The 19030-nt window shown below is 48.0% G+C and carries 14 protein-coding genes and 1 tRNA gene; all 15 read right to left on the bottom strand.

Annotation, left to right across the window (positions count from 1 at the left end; all coding sequences use genetic code 11):
• Complete coding sequence (gene greA / locus MBO_RS07185; RefSeq protein ID WP_036366182.1) at nt 1-477, bottom strand: transcription elongation factor GreA; 477 nt, start codon at nt 475-477, stop codon at nt 1-3.
• A gap of 131 nt (nt 478-608) precedes the next feature.
• The gene (gene carB, locus MBO_RS07180) at nt 609-3845 is read right to left on the bottom strand and encodes a carbamoyl-phosphate synthase large subunit (protein ID WP_036366178.1); all 3237 of its coding nucleotides are present in this window, start codon (nt 3843-3845) and stop codon (nt 609-611) included.
• A gap of 43 nt (nt 3846-3888) precedes the next feature.
• Nucleotides 3889-5088: a glutamine-hydrolyzing carbamoyl-phosphate synthase small subunit gene (gene carA, locus MBO_RS07175; RefSeq protein WP_036366175.1), complete on the bottom strand. Its 1200-nt coding sequence runs from the start codon at nt 5086-5088 to the stop codon at nt 3889-3891.
• A 316-nt stretch (nt 5089-5404) separates the two neighbouring features.
• Nucleotides 5405-6478: a DUF475 domain-containing protein gene (locus tag MBO_RS07170; RefSeq protein WP_036366172.1), complete on the bottom strand. Its 1074-nt coding sequence runs from the start codon at nt 6476-6478 to the stop codon at nt 5405-5407.
• A gap of 74 nt (nt 6479-6552) precedes the next feature.
• Nucleotides 6553-6637, bottom strand: a tRNA-Leu gene (locus MBO_RS07165).
• A 108-nt stretch (nt 6638-6745) separates the two neighbouring features.
• On the bottom strand, nt 6746-7360 hold the full coding sequence (locus tag MBO_RS07160; RefSeq protein WP_036366169.1) for a nicotinamidase: 615 nt from the start codon (nt 7358-7360) through the stop codon (nt 6746-6748).
• A gap of 29 nt (nt 7361-7389) precedes the next feature.
• Nucleotides 7390-8202, bottom strand: a complete 813-nt coding sequence (locus MBO_RS07155; RefSeq protein WP_036366166.1) for a ferredoxin--NADP reductase — start codon at nt 8200-8202, stop codon at nt 7390-7392.
• A 119-nt stretch (nt 8203-8321) separates the two neighbouring features.
• Nucleotides 8322-9794 (bottom strand): NADH-quinone oxidoreductase subunit N, encoded by a 1473-nt coding sequence (locus MBO_RS07150; RefSeq protein ID WP_036366163.1) that lies wholly within the window; start codon nt 9792-9794, stop codon nt 8322-8324.
• A 12-nt stretch (nt 9795-9806) separates the two neighbouring features.
• On the bottom strand, nt 9807-11498 hold the full coding sequence (gene nuoM / locus MBO_RS07145; protein ID WP_187648946.1) for an NADH-quinone oxidoreductase subunit M: 1692 nt from the start codon (nt 11496-11498) through the stop codon (nt 9807-9809).
• A 4-nt stretch (nt 11499-11502) separates the two neighbouring features.
• Nucleotides 11503-13359, bottom strand: a complete 1857-nt coding sequence (gene nuoL / locus MBO_RS07140; RefSeq protein WP_036366156.1) for an NADH-quinone oxidoreductase subunit L — start codon at nt 13357-13359, stop codon at nt 11503-11505.
• A gap of 6 nt (nt 13360-13365) precedes the next feature.
• The gene (gene nuoK / locus MBO_RS07135) at nt 13366-13716 is read right to left on the bottom strand and encodes an NADH-quinone oxidoreductase subunit NuoK (protein WP_046696907.1); all 351 of its coding nucleotides are present in this window, start codon (nt 13714-13716) and stop codon (nt 13366-13368) included.
• The gene (nuoJ, locus tag MBO_RS07130) at nt 13713-14339 is read right to left on the bottom strand and encodes an NADH-quinone oxidoreductase subunit J (RefSeq protein WP_080702224.1); all 627 of its coding nucleotides are present in this window, start codon (nt 14337-14339) and stop codon (nt 13713-13715) included. Before nuoJ ends, nuoK begins: the two co-directional genes overlap by 4 nt.
• Nucleotides 14336-14884 (bottom strand): NADH-quinone oxidoreductase subunit NuoI, encoded by a 549-nt coding sequence (gene nuoI, locus MBO_RS07125; RefSeq protein ID WP_036366152.1) that lies wholly within the window; start codon nt 14882-14884, stop codon nt 14336-14338. Before nuoI ends, nuoJ begins: the two co-directional genes overlap by 4 nt.
• Nucleotides 14885-15913, bottom strand: coding sequence for an NADH-quinone oxidoreductase subunit NuoH (gene nuoH / locus MBO_RS07120; protein WP_036366149.1), 1029 nt, complete (start codon nt 15911-15913; stop codon nt 14885-14887).
• Nucleotides 15914-19030 (bottom strand): NADH-quinone oxidoreductase subunit NuoG, encoded by a 3117-nt coding sequence (nuoG, locus tag MBO_RS07115; RefSeq protein WP_036366146.1) that lies wholly within the window; start codon nt 19028-19030, stop codon nt 15914-15916.

Below are 19030 nucleotides of genomic sequence, written 5' to 3'. Positions count from 1 at the left end.
CTATTCGTAGATAACTTCCAAAATCTCAAACTCTACCAAGCCGCCTGGGGTTTGAATCCTCGCTTCATCGCCTTCAGACTTGCCAATCAATCCGCGAGCAATAGGAGAGTTCACGGAAATCTTACCTGTCTTAACGTCAGCCTCGTCATCACCCACAATCTTGTAACGACGCTCTTCACCATCATCGATGTTCTCAAGAGTCACTGTCACACCAAAGACCACGCGACCATCTTGGGGTAGCTTGGTAGGATCGATGACTTGCGAGCCGCCAAGTTTGGCTTCGATGTCACGGATACGCGCTTCGCACAAGCCCTGTTGTTCACGCGCGGCGTGATATTCGGCGTTTTCTTTGAGATCGCCGTGCTCGCGAGCCTCTGCGATGGCATTGGTGATGCGTGGACGTTCAACGGTTTTTAACTGTTTTAATTCAGCTTCTAAAGCGGCGTGCCCTTCTGGGGTCATTGGATAACGCTGCATGATTTTCTCCATGAATAAATACAAATAGTGAAAAACACCACGCCAAAAAGAGTGGTGTTTTTTATCAGTCAGAATATTGGCTAATGGTAGCAGTTTTGATTCAAAACTTCAAGCCAAATTCATCTGCCATCTTAGGCGTGCAAGTCTTGAAGCTTATACACATCAAAAGGCAGCTTAATTTCATAAGCCTTACATACCGCTTGTGCTGCTGACATTGTGGTCACATGGAACACCTTGCCCTGTAGCGCGCTGCGGCGGATAGAGAAAGAATCCTCTTGCGCTTGCTTGCCTTCGGTGGTGTTAATCACAATTGCGATTTCGCCATTTTTGATGGCATCTACGATGTGCGGACGGCCTTCACTGACTTTATTCACACGCTGACAATCGATGTCAGCTTCTGCCAGCACCCTCTGTGTGCCGTCAGTTGCCACTAATCTAAAGCCGTAATTAGCCAAGGCACGTGCCACTTCTGGGACGTATTTCTTATCACTATCACGCACTGACAAGAACACAGTCTTGGTCTCGCCCTCAGTTGGTAGACCTGGCAGGCGCTCATTCGAGCCGATGATTGACTTATAGAACGCTTCTGCGAAGGTCTTACCAACGCCCATTACCTCGCCTGTTGACTTCATCTCTGGTGATAGGATTGGGTCCACACCAGGGAATTTAGCGAATGGGAATACCGCTTCTTTCACTGAGTAGTGGCCTGGGATGACTTCTTTGGTGAAGCCCTGCTCCGCCAATGTCTTGCCTGCCATGCAGCGAGCAGCGATTTTCGCCAATGAATTGCCAATACACTTAGACACGAAAGGTACGGTACGGCTGGCACGCGGGTTCACTTCTAAGATATAGACAGTATTATCCTTAACCGCGTACTGTACGTTCATCAGACCCACAACTCCAAGCTCTTTCGCCATGGCGATGGTTTGCTCACGGATTTGGTCTTGGATTTCTTGGCTTAGTGAATAAGGAGGTAATGAACACGCTGAGTCACCAGAGTGAACACCTGCTTGTTCGATGTGCTGCATGATGCCACCAATGACAACCTCTTTGCCATCAGACACACAGTCCACGTCTACTTCGATCGCATCATCCAGGAATCTGTCTAGCAGTACAGGTGCTTCGTTCGATGCTTGAACAGCCGTTTTTAGGTAATGGCGCAGTTCATCTTCGTTATACACGATCTCCATCGCACGACCACCCAATACATAAGATGGGCGAACAACCAGCGGATAGCCAACTTCTTTGGCACGTACCAGACCTTCATCAGTGCTGGTAGCAAGTGCGTTCGGTGGTTGATTTAGGCTTAGCTGATGTAGCATACGCTGGAAGCGCTCGCGGTCTTCAGCGCGGTCAATCGCATCAGGACTGGTACCAATGATAGGCACACCCGCTTCTTCTAACGCTCTTGCCAGCTTCAATGGTGTCTGACCCCCATACTGTACGATGACACCTTTCGGGTTCTCAGTACGGACGATTTCTAGTACGTCTTCTAGCGTCACCGGTTCGAAGTACAGACGATCAGACGTGTCATAGTCTGTAGATACGGTCTCTGGGTTACAGTTCACCATGATGGTCTCATAACCATCTTCGCGCATCGCAAGTGCTGCATGTACACAGCAGTAGTCAAATTCAATACCTTGTCCGATACGGTTTGGACCGCCACCGATGACCATGATTTTGTCTTTATCAGTTGGGCGAGACTCACATTCCTCATCATAGCTAGAATACATATACGCGGTTGATGTCTCAAACTCCGCTGCACAGGTATCCACGCGCTTATACACAGGATAGACGCCCAAGCCCCAACGATGCTTGCGGAATTGCTTTTGGCTGATGCCCATCAGATCAGCAATGCGCAGATCGCTCATGCCTTTACGCTTAAACTTACGGATATTATCAGCGTCTAGGTCGCCAAAGCCTAGCGATTTAATTTCATTCTCGGTTTTTACGATGTCTTCGATTTGGATCAAGAACCAACGATCAATCTTCGTCAATTCAAACACATCATCCAAGCTAAAGCCATGACGGAACGCTTCAGCGATATAGAAAATACGTTCAGGTGTAGGAATGCTTAGACGGTTCTTAATCTCTGATTCGATGGCGTGAGTTGATTTGCCAGTCAGATCAATGATCTCATCAAAACCTGTCACACCCGTCTCAAGGCCGCGCAATGCTTTTTGCATTGATTCTTGGAAATTACGACCGATTGCCATCACTTCACCCACAGATTTCATCTGCGTGGTCAGCGTTGGCTCAGCTTGTGGGAATTTTTCAAAGTTAAAGCGTGGCACTTTGGTAACCACATAGTCAATTGATGGCTCGAATGATGCAGGTGTCTTACCGCCTGTGATGTCATTTTTAAGCTCATCTAGCGTATAGCCGACTGCCAGCTTGGCAGCAATCTTAGCGATCGGGAAGCCAGTTGCCTTTGATGCTAGTGCAGATGAACGGCTGACACGTGGGTTCATCTCAATGACTACCATGCGACCATTATCAGGGTTGATGCCGAATTGAACGTTTGAACCGCCCGTCTCTACGCCGATCTCACGCAGTACGGCGATAGATGCATTACGCATGAGCTGATATTCTTTGTCGGTGAGGGTCTGAGCAGGTGCGACAGTGATGGAGTCACCTGTGTGCACACCCATCGGATCAAAGTTCTCGATAGAGCAGACGATGATGCAGTTATCTTTTTTGTCACGCACCACTTCCATCTCATATTCTTTCCAGCCGATTAGGCTCTCATCGATCAGAAGCTGATGCGTTGGTGATAAGTCAAAACCACGCTCACAAATTTCAATAAATTCTTCTTTGTTATAAGCGATACCACCGCCAGAGCCACCCATGGTGAACGATGGACGGATGATTACAGGGAAGCCAAAGCGTGATTGAATCTCAAGCGCCTGCTCCATCGTCTCAGCGATGTCTGCGCGCGGGCACTCTAGGCCAATTTTCTTCATGGCTTTGTCGAACAATTCGCGGTCTTCAGCTTTTTCGATGGCTTCTTTGGTCGCGCCGATCAGTTCACAGCCATACTTAGCAAGCACGCCATACTTATCTAAGTCTAGCGCACAGTTCAGTGCTGTCTGACCACCCATTGTCGGTAGGATTGCATCTGGGCGTTCTTTTTCGATAATACGCTCAACTGTCTGCCAAGTGATCGGCTCAATGTAGGTCGCATCCGCCATCGCAGGGTCGGTCATGATGGTCGCTGGGTTTGAGTTCACTAGGATAACTCGGTAGCCTTCTTCTTTTAAGGCTTTACAGGCTTGGGCACCCGAATAGTCAAACTCACAGGCTTGACCGATGACAATGGGGCCTGCACCGATGATTAGAATGGATTGTATGTCGTTACGTTTTGGCATGGTTTTTCTCTGTCTTAGTTTATTTAATTTTTATTGGATAATTTTAAGCCTTAGCTTTTTCCATCTCACTCACAAAGCGATCAAACAACACAGCGCAATCATGCGGACCAGGGCTTGCTTCTGGGTGTCCTTGGAAACTAAAGGCTGAGTGATCGGTCAGCTCGATGCCTTGGTTTGAACCATCGAATAATGAACGATGTGTCACACGCACGTTGCTAGGCAGGCTATCTTCATCCACACAGAAACCATGGTTTTGGCTGGTGATCATCACTGTACCATCGATGATGTTTTGTACAGGATGGTTGGCGCCATGATGGCCAAATTTCATCTTGATGGTTTGTGCGCCACTTGCCAAAGCCAACAACTGATGACCCAAACAAATGCCAAATACAGGAATTTCCGTATTAGTAATCACATGACGAATCGCATCGATAGCATAAGTACATGGTTCTGGATCGCCAGGACCATTAGATAGGAAGATACCATCTGGGTCATGTTTTAGAACTTCATCAATCGGTGTGGTCGCAGGCACTACCGTCACATGACAGCCGCGATCGGCGAGCATTCTAAGGATGTTCGTCTTAACACCAAAGTCATATGCCACGATATTAAAGCGCTGCTCAATATCCGTACCAATCTTGGCAAAACGGCCGCCAGTCTCAGTGGTCTTGGCATTTCGACCGTCGTGCGCCAGCTCCCACGAACCCTCTGTCCACTCATAGCCGTCTTGGTCGCAGCATACTTTTGCCAGATCCAAACCCTTCATGCTTGGCGCATTTTTTGCCAGTTCGATTGCCTTTTGTTCGTCAATCTCGCCATTAGCATCAGCTGTTAGGATACAGCCGTTTTGGGCGCCGGTATTACGAAGTAGTGCGGTTAGACGACGCGTATCGATGTCACCAATCGCCACCGTGCCGTGTGAGATTAGGTATTCGCTTAATGACTGATCAGCACGGAAGTTACTGTGCAGTAGTGGCAGATCACGGATGATCAGACCGCTCGCCCACACCTTATGAATGCGACCCGATTCGCTGTCTTCGCTGTTGCAGCCTGTGTTACCGATGTGCGGATAGGTCAAGGTGACCATCTGATTGGCATAGCTTGGGTCGGTTAGAATTTCTTGATAGCCTGTCATGGCGGTGTTAAAGACAACTTCACCTGTCGTCTGACCGTCTGCACCGATGCTTACACCACGAAAAATGGTTCCGTCGGCTAAGGCTAAAATGGCTTTTTTTGTTGTCATGACACGCTCCGAACATGAATGGTGTGAGATTACTTGTTATAAAAATTTGAAATGAGGCGAGTGCAAGATGGGGCAAATTTTAGACAAAATTTTTTGGCAAATACGCCACACTTTATCAAATCATACACCCACAAAAAAGCGAACAACTTAGAAAAATCAAATAACTTAACTTGCAAGATAGGCAAAATTTAAGTTATCTTTTTTCATGGTCGCTCGCTTTGGCACAGATTTGAGTTATTATACATAACTTTACAAAAAATGGCTAGCGCTTTTTGCATTTTTTGCCCTAGCCATTTTTATTTTGAAGATGATTTGCCTAAGTCGGATTTCGTCTGTTATACTGGATGGAATTATACACCGACAGCGCGATGAATGCCACACCAATCAGACCTGTTACGATCTCAGGCACGTGGAATTTAGTTGATAACAGCATGATGATCGCCAGCGCACCGATGGCATAATGCGCACCGTGTTCTAGATAGACGAATTCGCTCAGCGTGCCTTTATCCACAAGATAAATCGTCATCGAACGCACGAACATCGCACCGATGGCAAGGCCGATCATGATGATCACGACATCGCTAGTGATGGCAAATGCGCCAATCACCCCATCAAAACTAAAAGACGCATCCAGCACTTCTAGATACATAAAGCCTGCGATACCACCCTTTAGGATGGTTGATGACACACCTGCGGTGTTGGCGATAGGATTGCCCTTGGCATCATACACGATCTCGTCAGGATTGCTCTCGCCTTCTAGCAGCGCTGATAGCACGCTTACGCCTAGATATACCAAGATACCCCAGATTCCCGCGACTAGAACAACGCCCTCTTTGGCTTCATCCACCCAACTCATCGAGATCATGAGCACAACCAATGCAACAAACACACTCATCGCATCCACCTTGCTAAACTTCACCAATCGTGACTCTAGCCAACTAAACCAATGAACGTCTTTATCACCGAACATGAATTTTAGGAACACTAACAACAAGAACATCCCACCAAACGCAGAAATCTCCGCATGATGCGCGTTCAGATGCTCAGAATATTTGGTAGGATTGTTAAGCGCCAAATCAATCACTTCAAGCATGCTTAGATTGGCAGTCACCGCCACGATGACGATGGGAAATACCAAGCGCATGCCAAATACCGCAATCAACATCCCAACGGTTAAGAAAATCTTTTTCCAAAAATCATTCCAGCCCTTTAGGATAGAAGCATTTACCACGGCGTTATCAAAAGACAGTGACACTTCCATAACCGCCAAAATCGCGGTCACGCCCAGCGCCACGAGCATGCCTGACATACCGCCACGCGAATAACCCCACCACGCAGCGATAAAGAAACACACAATCGTAAAAATAATATCAAATAAAAAATGTCGCATATCAGACCTTATGCCAAATTTTCGTTTAGGCATACGAAGAAAACCAATAATCGTTTGATTATTGGTTTTTAATATGGTGGGGACGGAGAGACTCGAACTCTCACACCTCGCGGCGCTGGAACCTAAATCCAGTGCGTCTACCAATTCCGCCACGTCCCCAAGTTGTCAATCTAGACCATCTGTCGATGTCGTCTTGATGGGCGTATTATATACGACTTTTAAAATTTGGCAAGTATTTTTTGCTAAAAATTTTAAAAATTTTATAAGTTATTGATTTAAAATATCTTTTGAATTAATAAATTTCACCCCAACTTCCGTCATGTCCGCCATTGCCTTATCCAGCGAGCCGTTAATGTCTATCGGGGCGGTGGCGTCTGTGATGACCGTGCATTCAAAACCAAACATTACGGCGTCTATCGCTGTCCACGCCACACAAAAATCAGTGGCAATGCCTACTACATACACGCTGTCTATGCCCCGCTCATTCAGATAGCCCGCCAGCCCCGTTTTGGTCGCCCTATCAGCTTCCATAAATGCCGAATAGCTGTCTATGTGGCGATGATAGCCTTTGCGAATGATGAGTTCGGCTTTATCAGCTTGTAGGTCAGCATGAAAAAGAGCGTCCGATGTGCCTTGCACACAGTGAGCATTCCACAGAACCTGCGTACCATAGGGTAACTCTATCGTGTCAAGCGGGGCTTTGCCGTCATGATTTTGGTAAAATGAAATGTGGTCGGCAGGGTGATAATCTTGGGTCAAAATCACGGTATCAAAATGAGCAATCAAGCGGTTAATCGTGGGGATAATCATATGGCTGTTTGTCACCGCCAGATTGCCGCCGACAAAGCCATTTTGTACATCCACAACCAACAGGGCTTTCATAAACATTCCTTTATAATATCTTTTAAAACTTACCAATAATTCTCCACCGCAATATTACCTACCCCGCGGCGGTTCATCGTTAAGCCTTTGACTTTTAAAGCTTCCTTGGTGTCATCTACCATCTGTGGATTACCGCAGAGCATTACATGTGAAGTCTCTGGGCTTAGCGGTATGGTGGCATGATTTTCTAACTCGCCATTTGCGATCAGCGTAGGCAGTCTGTCATGCAGGCAGTCAGCCACATCTTCACGAGTCACGATGGGAATAAAGTGAAAACGCGCCGCATTCTCTACAAGCTCACCAAAGCTTGCCTGAAGTTCTTGAATCTTATCTATATAAGCCAGTTCTGCCTGTGTTCGCGCGCTGTATGCCAATACGATGTCGTCATAATTCTGCCAAGTATCAAAATCACCAAGCATCGATAAAAAAGGCGCAAGCCCTGTGCCTGTGGCAAGTAGCCATAGATCTTTTGGGGCAGGCTCTTGATAGCGGGCAAGGGTCAAAAAACCAAAAGGCTCGGGGTTTAAGTATAGCGCATCGCCGACTTGTAGGTGTTGTAATTGACAGGTAAACGCCCCATCGGGCACGACCACAGAGAAGAATTCTAAATGCTCATCATAAGGGGATGACACCACCGAGTAAGCACGAAAAATCTTGGCACTGATGGCAGGCTTGGGCTGATTGGCATTTGCAATCAATTCATCAGGAGCGACGCCCAAACGCACAAACTGCCCAGCATCGAAACGAAATCCATCCGGGCGTGTCGTGGTGAAGCTAAATAGCGTGGGCGACCAGACGGTCTTAGAGAGTACTTTGATGGGTGTGGCGTTTTGATCAGACATTGTTATTCTCTTTATGATTGATATAGTTGTCTTAAGTTCGATTTTAATTGTAACAACTTTATATAAAAAAACAAGTGCCCAACAGGACACTTGTTTCATACATTAATCAACGACGTACCTTATTGAATGATCGCAAGCCCTGCCAAATTCATCAAACCATTTGGCAAAATACCAAAGAAAATGATAAGCGCAGTGACAACGAGCAGCATGATACCCCCTGCTTTAATACCCCATTCGTGATGCACGTCAAATTCCAGATGCGCTTTGGGTCTTTGATACAGCTGGGTCAGTACGCGTAGATAATATGACAGACCAATCGCACTGCCTAAGATCACAAACAATGCCGCCCAGAAGCGCATGCCTTGTACTGATGAGAAGATGATCATGAACTTCGTCATGAATCCTGCGGTCAATGGAATACCCGCCAATGACAGCAACATCATGGTCAAGACAGCCGTCAAGACAGGTCTGCGCCAGAATAACCCTTGATAAAACCTTAGATCATCCGCCTCGCCCGAGATAGACGTCCGCCCACGCTCTTTATAAGGGCTCGACATCAAGGTAATCACACCAAAGGCACCGATAGAAGTCAGTGCATACACCGCCATGTACATACTAATCACGCCAGCACTGCCCGCACCAACACTGAGCAGTGCAACCAAGGCATAACCAATGTGCGCGACCGAAGAATAAGCAAGCAGTCGCTTAAGGTTCGTTTGGCGAATGGCAAGCAAGTTACCCAGCAAGATCGACGCAGCAATGATCAATATCAGCACCCCATAGAATGCATTGAGTTCTGTAATCATGGTGGTCGTCAAGAAGCGGATCGCCAATGCCATCATGGCAACCTTACTCACGCTCGCCAAGAATGCCGCCACAGGTGCAGGCGCACCCTCATAGACGTCAGACACCCACGCATGAAATGGCGCGGCTGACAGCTTAAAGGCGATTGCCGCCACCATCATGATCGCACCGAGTGCAAACCACATGCTTGCCTGACCATGCACAAGTGCCAACCCAAGCTCTTTAAAGCCCAATACACCAGTATCAGCAAAGATAAATGCCATGCCCATAAGCAGTGTGGCGGACGCTGTGGCGGACAAGACCAGATACTTAAGACCAGACTCCAACGAACGCGAACGCATGAACGCATAAGCCAGCATGCCATACATCGGCACGGATAGTAGTTCTAGCGCCATAAAGAACGATGCCAAATGCGTTGCACACGCCATCAACATTGCCCCAAGCGTGCTAATAAGCATGAGCAGATACAACTCATCTTTATTATCAGTTAGCGTCTGGAAGTAGCCATAAGCCAAAGTACAGCAAGCCAAAGATGCAATTAGAATGATCGCAATGTTAAATACAGCAAAGCCATCCACCACAAATAGCATATTCGATGCGCCACTTGGCAATACGCCAAATGCTTGCGAGATTAGGGTGATGAGTGCGGCATTTAGTCCGATTACTGTTAGGGTCGCCGACCAAAAATGCGAACGCTTGATTGCGATGGCAAGCATGACGATTACTGCCGTCAGCGCAATGATCACCATCGGCGCTAGAGACATTAAGGATTCGATTAGATGATTCATGAAATTTTCTCCTTAATTGCCATGCTTGCTGTGATGGTGTTCACCATGGCCGTGTTCATGATGCTCATGTCCATGCTGATGGTGATGTCCGTGGTGGTGATGGCGTCCATGCACATGATCAGCGATGCCGTGCGGCGCGCTATGCTTGGCAGGCAGTTCATCAGCATACGCCTTAGCAATCCAGCTCATCGCAGAATCAGAGGTGTTTAGCACAGGCTGAGGATACAGGCCAAGCCAGACCAGACCTATGGCAAGTACGCTTAGTAGCGATAGCTCACGCTTACACAGATCTCTTAGGCGGCCACCGTTTTCTTTGGCTAATTTTGGTGCGGTATTATCCCCAAAAAGTGCCTTATAAATCAAAATCAACGAATACAATCCGCCAAGCACAAGGCTAATTGTCGCAAGCACCACAATCACAGGATACTGATCGAACGAACCAACCAAAATCAAAATCTCGCCGATAAAGTTGCCCGTACCAGGGATGCCAAGCAATGCCGCACAGAAGAACATCAGTAGCGGCGCAAAATAGCGAAATTGACCCCACATACCGCCCATCAGGTTCAGATCGCGCGTATGCAGACGCTCATACAGCTGACCCGCCATGATGAACAGTGCCGCACTAGATAAACCGTGAGCGAGCATTTGCACCATCAGGCCCTGTAGCGAGATGATATTGCCAGCATAAATGGCAAGCAGGACAAAGCCCATGTGTGAGATACTGGTATAGGCAAGCAGGCGCTTGATGTCAGTTTGGGCAAATGCCAAAAATGCCCCATAAAAAATCCCAATCGCCCCTAAAACTATCGCCACAGGGGCAAATTCAGCAGATGCGGTGGGAAATAACGGCAATACAAAACGCAGCAAACCAAACGCCGCCGTCTTAATCAAAATCCCCGCCAAGTCCACCGAACCTGCTGTTGGGGCTTGGGCGTGGGCATCAGGTAGCCAGCCATGTAACGGAAATACGGGCAATTTGACTGCAAAGCCGATAAAAAAGCACAGCATGATGGTATATTCCCATTTGCCCAAATCCAGTCCCAACAAATCATGATACGCAAAACTTAGCATGCCTGTTTGACTAAAATGAATGATGACCAGCATCAAGATACCGATGAGCATAATCAGCCCAGATGCTTGGGTATAGATAAAAAACTTCGTGGCGGCGTATTCTTTGGTCTTACCGCCTGTAGCGTTATGTCCCCACAAGGCAATCAAAAAGTAAATCGGCAATAGCATGAGTTCCCAAAAGAAAAAGAAAAGGAACAAATCAATCGCCAAAAAGACACCGATGACACCGCCCAATGACCATAATAGGTTAAGATGGAAAAATCCCACTCGGCGGGTAATCTCGCCCCACGAACAGCCGACCGCCATAACACCCAAAAATGCCGTCAACGCAATCATGAGCAGCGACAAACCATCCATCGCCAGATGAAAGTTAATGCCCAAAGACGCAATCCAAGGCACAATAAACTCAGCCGCCCATGGTAATGGGCCGCCCTCGGCTGCATCATTTATTACGATAAGACTGCCAAAGTCTCCCTGTTGCCACAGTACCAAACTCACCCCAAATGTGGCAAGCATGGCAAATAACGCTATCCAACGTGGCAATTTGTCATTTACTTTTTCAATCAGCCAACACAAAAATCCCGCCAAAAAAGGAATGGCAATTAATGTCGGCAAAAGCCAATTTTGTTCCATCATCTTATACCACCATCATTATTGCCAAAAGTAGCACAACTGCCAACCCCAAGCCGAAGCTCAACGCATGAGAGCCCAATCGCCCTGTTTGAGTTTTGGTCGTAAGCTTATTGCCCACGCTTGCCAATGCTGGCAAAATGTTCCAAAGTTTGTCCACGGGGTCGCCCTTTAGCAGCTTGCAAATCGTCAAAAACGGCTTAACAAAAACAATGTCATAAAGAGCGTCAAATCCAAGCCCATGATAGCACCAATAAGCACACGCCCCACCAAAGGCAGAATTTGTCCATTTTGTCAAAATCTTACCCTTGTCAAGCACATACAAAAAGTAAGCTGCCGCCAAGCCAAGTGCGGTTACGCCCACAGCGATAATCTCAGCAGTGTGCTTGCCGTCTGTTAGGGTACTAACCACACTCGCTGGCAAGACATTTGCCAAAGGCGGATGAATGAGTGCCCCAAGCCCTGTGGATAGCACCAGTAGCACCGCCAAAGGCAGGGCATAGCTGATACCAGATAGCTTCTCGCCATGCGTTTTTTCTTCCCCAAAGAACACGAGATAAATCAAACGGAAGGTATAAATTGACGTTAAGAACGCCCCGAATACGCCTGCCCAAAACAGACTCATGTGTCCTGTGGCATAAGTTTCCCACAAAATCGCTTCTTTTGAATAAAAGCCAACCGTTACAAAAGGCAAGGCAACCAACGCCCCACCACCAACGACAAACGACCAAAACACAAGAGGGATTTTTTTACGCAGACCGCCCATCTTAAAGATATTTTGCTCATGGTGTGTTGAGATAATCACCGCTCCACTGGCTAGGAATAGCAAGGCTTTAAAAAATGCGTGCGTCATCAAGTGAAAAATCGCCACTTGCCACGCCCCAACGCCCAAAGCAATGAACATATAGCCAAGCTGGCTCATGGTAGAGTAAGCAAGCACACGCTTAATGTCGGTCTGTGCCAACGCACAAAATCCCGCCACGAGCATAGACAACGCCCCCACACCACCGACCACATACAGTAGCACGTTAGGGGTCAGCATAAAGACAGGGTGCATACGAGCAATCAGATACACCCCTGCCGTTACCATGGTAGCCGCGTGAATCAGAGCCGACACAGGCGTAGGGCCCGCCATCGCATCGGCAAGCCAAGTATGCAGTGGAATTTGAGCCGATTTACCAAACGCCCCACCCACAAGCATGAGAGCGGTCAGCACCATGGTAGGATTATTGACAGTAAACAGCTCGGGAGCTTTGGCGATGATAGTATGAATGTCTAGCGTGCCAAACTGTTGGTACAACAAAAACAGCCCAATCGCCAAAAACACATCGCCAACACGGGTTACGGTGAATGCCTTGATGGCCGCCCGTCCATTGGCTCGGTTGTGATAATAAAAACCGATAAGTAGGTATGAGCAAATACCCACGCCTTCCCAACCCAGATAGAGTAGGAGTAAGTTATCCGCTTGTACAAGCAATAACATACTTGCCACAAATAGATTTAGATAACTAAAAAAACGGGCATATCCTGTCTCGCCTTTCATATACCAACTGGCAAACAGATGAATCAAAAAGCCCACGCCTGTGATGATGGCGGTCATGGTCAAGGACAAACCGTCCAACGCCAAGCCAAATTTTGGGGCAAAACCGCCCACCGAAAACCACGTCCACAGTGTCGTAAATACCGTCTTATCACTGCTGTTTGCCAGATAATCTATGCCCACAACTGCCGTGGTCAAGGCGGACAAACCCATGACTCCCACGCCGATTATCGTGGCAAGTTTTTCTGAAATTCTATCTCGCCCTGTGGCTAATATCAAAAAGCCAATCAAGGGGAAAATAAAGGTCAATGCTAACAAATTCATACCGCCCTACCCCTTTAACTTACTGGCATGATTGACATCAAGGCTTCTAAACCGATGATAAAACTGCAACAGTATGGCAAGCCCTATCGCCGCTTCTGCTGCCGCCAGTGTCAAGACAAAAATAAACATAATCTGCCCGTCTGCCTTGCCCCACATATTACCCCCCACCACAAAGGCAAGGGCGGCGGAGTTCATCATAATCTCAAGGCTCATAAGCATAAACAGCACATTTCGTCTTGCCATGACCCCAACCAAGCCAATGACAAAGAGTATCGCCGAGACAATCAAGGCATGATGAGCAGGCACGCCAAGACTGGCAAGCTCTGCCGTTTGGGTTGCCGTTTGTAAAGAACTCATGATTTACCCCCTTGTTGTTGGCTAAATACAGGTGCGTCAGGCTGGCGGTTTGGCGCATCATTGTTTGGATCATCTTGATAATGACTCACGTTTTCATCATCTAGGGCTTTTTTACCCAAATGATAGGCCGCCACCAACGCCCCAAGCAATAAAAATCCTGCCACTTCCACAAGCAAGACATATTGGGTAAATAGGCTGATGCCCACGTCCTTTACGCCAATGGTGTTATCTTGTAACATGGTGCTGCTCCCTGCGGTCAAAAACCCAACAAGCACACCACCGATGATGAGCGTCATACAAAACGGGGTTGCCCACGCATTGGCAGTCAGCCACGTCTTTTCTTCTGTCGTATCCGTGCCTAAGTTTAACATCATAATGACAAACACAAATAAGACCACAATCGCCCCAGCATAGACAATCATTTCAAGCACGCCTGCAAATGGAGCTCCGATGATAAAGAAAACCCCTGCCACCGCCAGTAGGCTTACTATCATGGATAAAATGGCATGGACGGGATTGGCGTGCGTAACCACCCTTAGGCTTGCCCAAATCGCCACCAGCGACAAGGCATAAAAGCCCACCGCATCGCCATTTGCCAAAAACGCCTTTAACACATCAATCATGGCAACAAACTCCGTACGTTGACAGGCTCTGCTTCACGCTCGTGCGACCCTTTGGGCTTATCGTCTGTTGCCATGCCTGTTACTCGATAATAGTTATATTCTGGGTATTTGCCCACGCCACTAATCAGCAAATGCTCTTTTTCATAGACAAGATTTTGGCGTTTGTATTCGCCCAATTCAAAATCAGGGGTCAGCTGAATGGCGGTAGTCGGACAGGCTTCTTCACACATACCACAAAACACACAACGGCTAAAATTGATACGAAAGAATTCAGGATACCAACGACCGTCTTCACGCTCCGCCTTTTGTAGGCTAATACAGCCCACAGGACACGCCACCGCACATAGGTTACAGGCCACACAGCGCTCATCACCGTCAGGGTCTCTTGTTAGTACAATTCGCCCACGAAAACGGGGTGGTACAGGTACAGGCTGTTCGGGGTACAAAATCGTGTCTCGTGGACGCAAGGCATGAGAATTTACCATCCACATAGAGCGTACAATGGTAAAAATGCCCACCGCCGTATTTTTTAAAGTTGCAAACATTTAATTCACCATCAAAATCACAAAAGCAGTCGCCAATAGGTTTAGCAAGGTTACAGGCAAACACACTTTCCAACCAAAATTCATCACTTGGTCATAGCGTGGACGCATGAGCGAGCCACGAGCCAACACAAATAAGGTCATAAAAAACAAGGTCTTAATCAAAAACCAAAACACAGGCGGAACAAAGGGTAGGTCTAGGTTAAAAGGAGCAAGCCAACCCCCAAAAAACAAGCAGGTCATCAAGGCACTAATCACCACGACATTGACATATTCGCCAATAAAAAACATACCAAATTTCATGCCTGAGTATTCCACATGATACCCTTCAGCAAGCTCTTGCTCGGCTTCTGGTTGGTCAAAGGGGTGTCTGTGCGTAACCGCCACGCCTGCCACCACAAAGGTCAAAAAGCCCAAAAACTGCGGAATGACGTTCCAGACGGTTGTTTGAGCTTCTACAATCTCACGCAAGTTAAACGAGCCTGCCATCGCCACCACGCCCATGAGCGACAAGCCCAAAAACACCTCATAGCTAATCGTCTGAGCCGCCGAACGCAAACCGCCTAAGAGCGAGAACTTATTGGCACTTGCCCAACCGCCAAACATAACGGCATACACAGCAAGCCCTGCCATGGCAAAAAAGAACAAAATGCCAATGTTCCAATCCGCCGCCCCAAGCGTGGGCGATAGCGGAATAATGGCAAAACTTGCCAAAGCGGTAAACATGGCAATGGCAGGGGCGAACGTAAACAGGCGTTTGTCGGCAAAATTGGGCGTCCAGTCTTCTTTAAAAAAGATTTTTAGCATGTCCGCCACCAGTTGTAGCGACCCTTGCCAACCGACCCTATTTGGACCATAGCGGTCTTGCCACAGGGCAAGCATACGCCGTTCATAGACGATCATGAGTGCTGCCGTGATGACAAGCCCTAAAAAGATAATCAAGGTCTGGGCGGTCATAAAAATAAGCGACCACCACTCAAACGACAAACCGCCAAGCCACGACGGCACATCAGGAATCACACGAATACTCATTTATGCCCCCACTTGCATTGCTAACGGTGCGTTATTAAACCCAGCTTTTGGTGTAAAGATATTTTCACGCCTGATAGTTGCCAAATTTGCCACGCTTTTTTGATACTCAGGCACATAGACAGGCGTGTCGGCTTCCGCCTTTTTGACGGTTGTCGGCACACCGACCATAAACGGCACAAGCCCGTCAGGATAGCCGATGCAGCCGTCCGCCACATAGTCCACCACGTCCACAGGCAGGGTAATCTGTATCCCATGCTGGGCAAGGGTTAGCTTATCGCCTGCCTTGATAATCCAGCGCTTGGCATCATCATCGCTGATTGTCCATGTGGCAGGCTTGATTTGACTTGCCACCACAGGGCTACGGCTTGCCATGCGTGAGCTTGCAAATAGATTATGCACAGGCACAACGACCGCACGACCGTCAAAAATGCTCGTGCTTATCATGCTGTCAAGCTCGGCTTTGTCAAATACCGTCTCAACTTTTGGCAAGTCATCAAACAGACGAATGCCGACATCTCCGCCTTTTAGCCGTCCGCCCACTTTGTCTTGGAGCTTGTTCCATGCTTGGGGCGAGTTCCAGCCTGCACTCCACGCAAATGGGATAAGGCTTGGGTCAGTCTTATCGCCCACATAACCCTCCATGGAGAACGTCAAACCACTGTCTAAGTCCTTAGGTTGCATGGGTTCGTGGATAGAAATGGGTGAGCGTAGCACCGTCCGCCCCGAATAACGGCGTGGCTCACGGGCGACTTTTAGCCCCGTAATGCGATAATCCGACTCAGGGGCAACGTCTTTGATTTGGGCAAGGTGTGGATAATCAGTGATAAGCTCATCAATGACATCATCAAGATGATACCATGTTGGCTCATCATTGCCATTTGTCAAACTGTTGCCAGATAAAGCATTAGCGACAGCGTGTAGCCAACGCCAGCTGTCTTTTAGCTCGCTGTTTGGCTCATAGTATTTTTTGTCAAAACTGGCGAAAAACCGCCCTGCTCGCCCTTCGGCAGACACCAGCGTACCGTCGCTTTCTGCAAATGATGCACCAGATAGTACCATATCGGCTTTGGTGTGCCAGTCATAAGACTGGTGATCTAGGACGATGAGCGTTTTTTCGGTCAATTTGTCAAATTGGCTTGGGGCAAGGTTGGCTAAGTCATGTTCTAGCACCACCACCGCCTCAAATTCTTTTGCCAAAATCTCCTCTATCGCCTGTCCGCCAAGCAAGTTTACGCCCACGCTGTTCGCCTCTGGCATGGCAACGTACACGCCTGTTTTGTCGGCATATAGAGCATTTATTTTTAATAAACGAGATGACAGCTCTTTTTCAAACTCATTGGGGTCTCGCTCTGTGGTGTGTGTGCCGTCCGTTTTGGCATCTTTATCAGGGTCAATGAATTGACGAGCCACTTCATCACGGATTTTGGCGTTTTGCACTTCCACAAATTCACGCTCCACATGGGCGATTTTGGCACGTTTGGCGGTCAAGCTTTGGGCAATATAGGCTGTCGCTTGTAGGATTGCTTTTGATGACAAGCTGGTGCCTGTGATAACAAGTGGACGGTTTGCCATAATCAAATCATAAGCGATATGATGAGCCAAGAACTCCATTGCCATGCTCTCATCTATCACAAGATTTGGCTCTTGTTCTTTGGCAAAAATGGCGTTCTCGCTTTCGCCAATCTCATCTAGCGTATCGGCATAGCCCTTGATGATGTCGCCCACCATAAAGCCCAGTTTGGCGATGTCGTTTGGCGTGGCAACGGCAGACACTTTGGCGATGTCGGACAGCTTGGTATCCACCACGCTCGCCACATAAATGGGACTGTACGCCTCTTGCCCGATACGCTTGACAGGCTCGGCAAGCCAATGCTCGGTTTTTAGGGCGGTTGCCATTTGACGGGCCTTGTTTTTGGACGCTTGACGCACCGACAGGGCGACACGGCTTGCCGTTTGGGTCAAATCCTCACCCAACACAAACACGCTATCTGCCGTCTCAATCTCTGCCAAAGACACATTATGCACGTCTTTGTGGCGTAACAGCGCCACACCCAAATCCACCACGTCTTTAACGAGTGCTCGCTCGCCTGTGCTGTAATAATCGCTTCCGACCAGTTTTTTTAGGGCAAAATTACTCTCCAAACTTGCCCGAGCCGAACCAATGCCGATGACGTTTTTGCCTTTTAATAACTCCGCTACGCTATCGACCGCAAGGCTTGCACTGGTTTTGACAAATTGTCCGTTTACATTTTGCACAGGCTGGGTTGGGCGATCGCTACGATTGACATAGCCATAGCCAAAACGCCCACGGTCGCACAAAAAATAACCGTTTACGTCATGGTTATAGCGGTTTTCGATACGTCTAAGCTCGCCATAACGCTCGCCTGCCGAGATGTTACAACCGCTTGAACAGCCGTGGCAAATGCTTGGGGCGTATTGCATGTCCCATTTACGGTTGTAGCGGTCGGAATGCGTTTTGTCGGTAAATACGCCAGTCGGACAAACTTCGGTCAAGTTACCACTAAATTCACTCTGTAACTGTCCGCTCTCTTCACGCCCAAAATAGACACGGTTATTTGACGCATACACCCCAAAATCCGTGCCACCTGCGTAATCCTTATAAAACCGCACACAGCGATAGCAAGCGATACAGCGGTTCATTTCATGATTGATAAACGCTCCTAAGTCTTGGTTGTGGTGCGTGCGTTTGGTAAAGCGGTAACGGCGTTTTCTATGTCCGCTCATGTAGGTCATGTCTTGCAAATGGCAATGACCACCCTCCTCACAAGTTGGGCAATCGTGGGGGTGGTTGGTCATCAAGTATTCCACAATGCTTTTGCGAAATGCCTTTGCCTCGGCATCGTCCACCGAAATCCAAGTATCGCTTTTTGGCGTAGGGGCAATCATACAGCTCATGACAAGCCTGCCACGTCCTGCCTGATAATCCTCCTCGCTCATGTACTGCTTGACCGCACATTGACGGCACGACCCCACCGAACCCAAGGCAGGATGATAACAAAAATACGGCACGTCAATGCCAAGCGACAGACACGCCTGCAATAGGTTGTCCGAGCCGTCCACGTCATAGGTTTTACCGTCTATATGAAGGATTGCCAT

It is taken from the genome of Moraxella bovoculi 237, from assembly GCF_000696305.2.
GTDB lineage: Bacteria > Pseudomonadota > Gammaproteobacteria > Pseudomonadales > Moraxellaceae > Moraxella > Moraxella bovoculi.
Note: the sequence above shows the minus strand (reverse complement) of the source record. Positions and strands in the feature narration are given on the sequence as shown.